The organism is Amycolatopsis sp. ATCC 39116, from assembly GCF_000231075.2.
GTDB lineage: Bacteria > Actinomycetota > Actinomycetes > Mycobacteriales > Pseudonocardiaceae > Amycolatopsis_E > Amycolatopsis_E tucumanensis.
Window position 1 is genome coordinate 267,394 of the sequence record NZ_AFWY03000006.1, and the last position, 6,935, is coordinate 274,328.

Below are 6,935 nucleotides of genomic sequence, written 5' to 3' on the forward strand. Positions count from 1 at the left end.
GCGAGTTCCCCCTCGAATCATGCTCAGCCGAACGAGATGTGCCGCAGCGTGGCGTACAGGTCCATGACGGCCAGCGCGAGCGGCAGCACGGTGGCGATGCAGATCGCCTCGAAGATCTCGACGGTGCGGCGCAGCGGCGGCGAGAACCGCTGGTTGGGGAACACGACGCCGACCACCAGCGAACCCGCGCCGATGATCACCAGCGCCCCGAACACCCACAGCAGGCGGCCCATCGGCGTCTGCGTGCCCAGCCAGCCGATCAGGATGCCGGCGCCGGACACGATGCCCGTGGTCAGCAGCGCGACGGCCTGGCTGCCGTTGGCGTAGGAGCGGGCGCGCAGCAGCAGCACCATCGTCGCGACGGCGGCGGTGAGGATGCCCCACACGCCGGGCGCGGTCGCGGTGATGATCGCGGCGATCGCGGTCGCGCTGCCGCACCCGATCAGCAGGCCGGTCATGTAGTTGTGGGCGACGGCCGTGCGGCGCTCGATCTCGGCGTAGTCCGGGAACGTCGTGTCCTCTTTGAGCTCCTCCGCGGTGCCCGGCACGTGCGGCAGCGGCAGCTTGGCCAGCCAGATCGTCGCGCGCGGCAGCAGGGAGATCAGCGCGAGCGCGCCGGCCGCGGTGCCCGCGGCGATGCCGGCCGCAGGGTGCGCGATCAGGGTCGCGATGGTGAACGCGACCACCCCGATCACGCCTGCCGTGGCCGCGGCGATGAACGTCGTGATGCCTGCGCCCATGATCATGATCGCGACCGCGGCCAGGATCACCACCAAACCGCTGGCCAGCAGCAGGTTGGCCCGCACGGTCAGTCCAGGCACGGCGTAGAACCCGGCGACGAACGCGAACGGCAACCCGCCCGCGGCGGCGATCACCACCCCGGTCGCCTCGGCCTGGTAGGCCTTGGCCAGCGTCGCGCCGACCGCGAGGCACGCGATCGCGGCGACACCCGCGGTGAGCGCGGCGGCCAGGCCGTTCCCGCCGAACAGCGGGCCGCCGAAGAACAGGGCCAGGGCCGCGGTGAACAGCGCCAGGCCGCCCGCGATGTGCCCGATGCGCCGCGCGGTCTCCTTGGTCCACGGCCGGAAGGTGTCCGGCTGGGCGTCGGCGATCGCGTCGACCACGTCGTCGTACAGCGGCGGCGGCGGGTTGTCGTTGCGCTTGCGCAACTGCAGCAGGTCGCCGTCGACGATGCCGAGCGAGGCGAGCGTCCGGCTCGGGTCGAGCGGCGCGTCGCCCAGCTTGGCCAGCGCCCAGCCGCCGTGGCGGGCGCCGCCGTCCGGCGAGGTCTCCCTGGCCATGTCGAGCAGCATCGGCATCAGGTCGGCGACCGCGACGTCGGCCGGCAGCGCCACGTCGATCCTGGTGCGGGGCGCGACCACCGTCACCCTGCTGAATACCGTCGTGCCCGTTGCCACTTGCCTGCCCCCTACCCGAGAGAATGCTGCGGGCTACTTATACCGAACGACCGTGTCCGCGGCAGCCGCTGCCCGTGAATTCCTGCCCAACGTGCACCCGCGGATCGTTCCGGACTGTCGGTGGGCGGTCCTAGTATTACTGCACCTGGCTCCGCCACGGGGGCGGATTCGGGCAATCGGTGCCGGGTTGGGCGGTCTCGGCCTCGGAAGAGGCCGTTGTTCGCTACCGTGTGGGCGCTGGAGGCGCAGGACGACTTGAAGAGGGGACCCTTCGGTGAGCACGCTGCAGTTCAAGAGGTCACCAAGGCTTGCTGCGCCGCGCCCACCGGGCGGTGAGGTCCACCTCGAACCGCCACCCGAGGTGCCCCGCACGATCCCCGGCAACGTCGTCCAGAAGATGATGCCGGTGGTCATGATCGTGGCGACCATGGGCATGGTCGTGGTCATGTTCACCACCGGCGGTGCGGCCGCGCGCAGCCCGCTGACCCTGATGTTCCCGCTGATGATGCTCATGTCGATGGGCGGGATGTTCGCCGGTGGCGGCAAGAGCGGCGGGGCCAAGAAGGCCGAGATGAACGAGGACCGCAAGGACTACCTGCGGTACCTCGGGCAGATGCGCGAGCGGGCCCGCGAGGCGATGGCCGAGCAGCGCGCGTCGCTGGAGTGGGTGCACCCGGATCCGCAGGCGCTGTGGTCGCTGGCCGCGAGCCGCCGCATGTGGGAGCGCCGCCAGAACGACCAGGACTTCCTGCACCTGCGCGTCGGGCGCAGCTCGCACCGGCTGGCCACGCGCCTGGTGCCGCCGCAGACCGGGCCGGTCGATGAGCTGGAGCCGATCGCGACGCTGGCGCTGCGCCGGTTCGTGCGCGCCCACTCGATCGTCCCCGACCTGCCCACGCAGATCACCCTGCGCGGGTTCGCGGCGGTGAGCCTGAGCGGCGACAAGGAGCTGACCCGGGGGCTGACCAGGGCGATGCTGGCCCAGCTGGTCACCTTCCACAGCTGTGACGACGTGCTGCTCGCGTTCGCCACCACCGGCCGCGCGAAGGCCGAGTGGGAGTGGGCGAAGTGGCTGCCGCATGTGCAGCACCCGGAGCTCGCCGACGGCATCGGCCAGCTGCGGATGATGGCCGGTTCGCTCGCGCAGATCGAGCAGTGGCTGGACGCGGAGCTGCGCGACCGGCCGCGGTTCTCGCGCAACGCGACGCCGTCGCCGGACCAGCCGCACATCGTGATCGTGCTGGACGACGCGGAGGTCAGCCGCGAGGAGCAGATCATCCTCGAAGAAGGCCTGGTCGGCGTCACCCTGATCGACCTGTCCGACTCCCTGGGCAACCTCGCCGCGCGCCGCGGCCTGCGGCTGGTCGTGGAGAAGGAACGCGTCGGCGCGCGCAGCGGCGGCGGCATCGAGTGGTTCGGCAAGCCGGACACGCTCAGCGTCGTCGAGTGCGAGGCGCTGGCCCGCAAGCTCGCGCCGTACCGCGTCGGCAGCGCCGCGCAGGAGGCGAGCGAGGACGAGCCGCTGCTGTCCAACCCGACGCTGCTGGAGCTGCTCGGCATCCCGGGCGACCCGATGACGTTCGACGTGCAGCAGGCCTGGCGGCCGCGCCCGGTGCGCGACCGCTACCGCGTCCCGTTCGGGATCGGCGAGTTCGGGCAGGCCGTCGAGCTGGACATCAAGGAAGCCGCGATGGAGGGCATGGGCCCGCACGGCCTGTGCATCGGGGCGACCGGTTCCGGTAAGTCGGAGTTCCTGCGCACGCTGGTGCTCGGCCTGCTGGCCACGCACTCCAGCACGACGCTGAACATGATCCTGGTCGACTTCAAGGGTGGTGCGACGTTCCTCGGCCTGGACAAGGCCCCGCACGTCGCGGCGACGATCACCAACCTGGCCGGCGACCTGACGCTGGTCGACCGCATGAAGGACGCGATCGCGGGCGAGGTCGCGCGGCGCCAGGAAGTGCTCGCGAAGGGCAACTACAAGAACGTCTGGGACTACGAGAAGGCCCGTGAGAACGGCGCCGACCTCGACCCGCTGCCCGCGCTGTTCATCTGCATCGACGAGTTCTCCGAGATGCTGACGGCCAAGCCGGACTTCATCGACATCTTCCTCCAGATCGGCCGCGTCGGCCGGTCGCTGCAGATGCACATGCTGCTCGCCTCGCAGCGGCTGGAGGAGGGCAAGCTGCGTGGTCTGGACACGTTCCTGTCCTACCGGATCGGTCTGAAGACGTTCTCCGCCGCGGAATCGCGGGCCGCGATCGGCGTGCCGGACGCGTTCGAGCTGCCGTCGATCCCGGGTTCCGGGTACCTGAAGTACGACACGTCCACGATGGTCCGGTTCAAGGCGTCCTACGTGTCCGGTCCGTACCGGCCCGCCGGGATGCAGGCGGCCGGGCCGGTGGCCAACGTCGTGCGCGCCGACAAGCGGCCGCAGCTGTTCGTGCCCGACTTCGTGGAGCTGCCGCCGGAACCCGAGCCGGAGCCGGTGCGCGTCGAGGCCGCGCCCCAGCCGCAGCAGGAGGAGGGCACCGAGCCGACCGAGCTCGAGGTCATCGTCGACCGCCTGATCGGCCAGGGCCCGCCCGCGCACGAGGTGTGGCTCCCGCCACTGGACGAGTCGAACTCGCTGGACACGCTGCTGCCGAACCTCAACCCGACCGACGACCGCGGTCTGTCGCCGGTTGGCTTCTTCGGCAACGGCAAGCTGCAGGTGCCGATCGGCATCGTCGACCGGCCGTTCGAGCAGCGGCGCGACCCGCTGTGGGCGGACTTCTCCGGCGCCGCCGGTCACGGTGTGATCGTCGGCGGTCCGCAGTCGGGCAAGTCGACCCTCCTGCGCACGCTGATCATGTCGCTGTCGCTGGCCAACACGCCGGAGGAGGCGCAGTTCTACTGCATCGACCTCGGTGGTGGCACGCTCGCCGGCCTCTCCGACCTGCCGCACGTCGGTGGTGTCGCGGTGGCCCGGCGCGAGCCGGACAAGGCGCGCCGCATCGTGGCCGAGCTGAACGCGCTCGCCAACGAGCGGGAAGGCCTGTTCGGGCAGCTGGGCATCGACTCGATGGCCGACTTCCGCAACCGCAAGCGCCGCGGCGAGATCACCCCGGAGCAGGACCCGTTCGGCGACGCGTTCCTGATCGTCGACGGCTGGCGCGCCCTGCGCGACGACTTCGAGGAGCTGGAGCCGCAGATCACCGCGCTGGCCCAGCGCGGTCTGGCCTACGGCGTGCACGTGATCATCTCCGCGAACCGGTGGGCGGACATCCGCCCGGCCATCAAGGACATGCTGGGCACGCGGTTCGAGCTGCGGCTCGGTGACCCGAGCGAATCCGACATCGACCGCCGTACCGCGGTGAACGTGCCCGAGGGCCGTCCCGGCCGCGGCCTGACCCGCGACCGGCTGCACATGCTGATCGGCTTGCCGCGGATCGACGGGTCGAGCGATCCGGAATCGATCGGCGCCGGCGTCGCGGACGCGGTCGCGAAGATCAAGGCCGCCTGGCCGGGCCGCCCGGCGCCGCAGGTGCGGCTGCTGCCGGAGATGGTGTCCTACGAGGACGTGCTGTCGATGGACAAGCAGCGGCACACCAAGCTCATCCCGATCGGCATCAACGAGGACGAGCTGGCGCCGGTCTACCTGGACTTCGACGCCGACCCGCACTTCATCGCCTTCGCCGACGGCGAGTCCGGCAAGACGAACCTGCTGCGGCAGATCACGCGCGGGATCACCGAGCGGTACACGGCGAAGGAAGCGGTCATCGTGCTGGTGGACTACCGGCGCACGATGCTCGGGTTCGTCGAGGGCAACCACCTGCTCGGCTACGCGGTGTCGGCCAACCAGCTCGACGGCATGGTCAAGGACATCGTGGGGTCGATGACCCGGCGGCTGCCCGGGCCGGACGTCACGCAGGAGCAGCTGCGCAACCGGTCCTGGTGGAAGGGGCCGGAGCTGTTCATCGTGGTCGACGACTACGACCTGGTGGCCACGCAGACGTCCAACCCGCTCAAGCCGCTGTCGGAGTTCCTGGCCCAGGCCAAGGACGTCGGCCTGCACATGGTCGTGGTGCGCCGCACGGGTGGCGCGTCGCGCGCGGCCTACGACCCGATCATCGGCAAGCTGAAGGAGATCGCGGCGCCGGGCATCGTGATGAACGGCAGCAAGGACGAGGGCCAGCTGCTGGGCAACGTCAAGCCGTCCGCGATGCCGCCGGGTCGTGGTGTGCTGGTGAGCCGCAAGGTCGGCAAGCAGTTGATGCAGGTGTCGTGGATCCAGCCGGACTGATCAGGACCGTCCACATCGGAGCGGAGCACCAGGGCCGTGACGCGGCTCTGGTGCCGTTTCGCGGGGGCGCGTCGTGACCTTGCGCGTCGCAGTGGACTTCGGGACGTCGAGCACCTGCGTGGTGGCCGCGCTGAACGGGCGGCCGCCGCAGGTGGTCGTCGTCGACGGGCAGCCGCTCATGTCCTCGGCCGTGTACGCGGCGGCCGACGGCACCCTGTTCGTCGGGCAGGAGGCCGACCGGCAGGCGGCGATGGACCCGTCGCGCTACGAGCCGAACCCGAAGCGCCGCATCGACGAGGGCGAGCTGCTGCTCGGCGACCGCGTCCTGCGGGTCACCGACGTCGTGCGCGCGGTGCTGGAACGCGCCGTCAGCGAGGCGCGCCGCCTCGCCAGCAACGCCGAGGTCGGGCTGCTCGTGCTGACCCACCCGGCCGACTGGGGCGCGGTCCGCACCCGGCTGCTGCGCCAGGCCGCGAGTGGTCTGGCCCGCGAGGTCACGCTCGTGCCGGAACCGGTCGCGGCCGCGGTGTTCCACGCCGCGACCTTCGCGCCCGAGGAGATCAACTCCGACCGCACGGTCGAGATCAGCAACCGTCCCGGCGCGACACTGGCCGTGCTCGACCTCGGCGGCGGCACGGTGGACGTGAGCGTGGTGAGCCGGGTCCCCGGCCACCGCGGCGGGTTCCAGGTGCTCGCCACGCGGGGCGACCCGAGCTTCGGCGGCGCCGACGTCGACCAGTTGCTGCTGGAGCACGTCGGCAGCCTGGTGTCCTCGGCGGACCCGGACGCGTGGCGCCAGCTCGTCGAGGGCCGTGAGCTGACCGACCGGCGCCGTCGCCGCGTGCTGCGCCAGGACGTCCGCGGCGCCAAGGAAACGCTGTCCCGGCACGCCTACACCGACGTGCCGATGCCGCCGCCGTTCGCCGACGCGCACGTGACGAGGGAGGACCTGGAGCGCCTGGTCGCCGCGCCGCTGGGCCGCGCCGTCGAACTGACGTGCGCCGCGATCGAGGAGGCCGAGCTGCGCCCGAAGCAGCTCAGCGCGATCTTCCTGGTCGGCGGTTCGAGCCGGATCCCGATGATCTCGCGGCTGGTCCACGAGCGCACCGGCGTGGTTCCGACCACTCTGGACCAGCCGGAGACGGTGGTCGCGCGTGGCGCGCTGCTCGCGGTCCAGAAGGCGCCCGCCGCGCCGCCGCCGCGCGTGCCTTCCCGGCAGCTCGCCGACCAGC

The 6,935-nt window shown here is 71.4% G+C and carries 3 protein-coding genes; 2 read left to right on the forward strand and 1 reads right to left on the reverse strand.

Features of this window, described 5'->3' with window-relative positions; translation table 11 throughout:
* Positions 1–23 precede the first annotated feature (23 nt).
* A complete protein-coding gene (gene eccD / locus AMY39116_RS0310300) occupies positions 24–1,388 on the reverse strand; it encodes a type VII secretion integral membrane protein EccD (RefSeq protein ID WP_020417579.1) in 1,365 nt (454 codons plus the stop codon).
* 304 nt (positions 1,389–1,692) lie between these two features.
* Here eccD and AMY39116_RS0310305 point away from each other — a divergent pair, with 304 nt between their 5' ends.
* Together AMY39116_RS0310305 and AMY39116_RS42605 are read left to right on the forward strand one after the other, a co-directional pair.
* Entirely contained in the window at positions 1,693–5,703 is a 4,011-nt protein-coding gene (locus AMY39116_RS0310305; protein ID WP_027935796.1) for a type VII secretion protein EccC, read from the forward strand.
* A gap of 73 nt (positions 5,704–5,776) precedes the next feature.
* Positions 5,777–6,935: Hsp70 family protein (locus AMY39116_RS42605; RefSeq protein WP_157358499.1), on the forward strand; the 1,159-nt coding region annotated here is incomplete at its 3' end.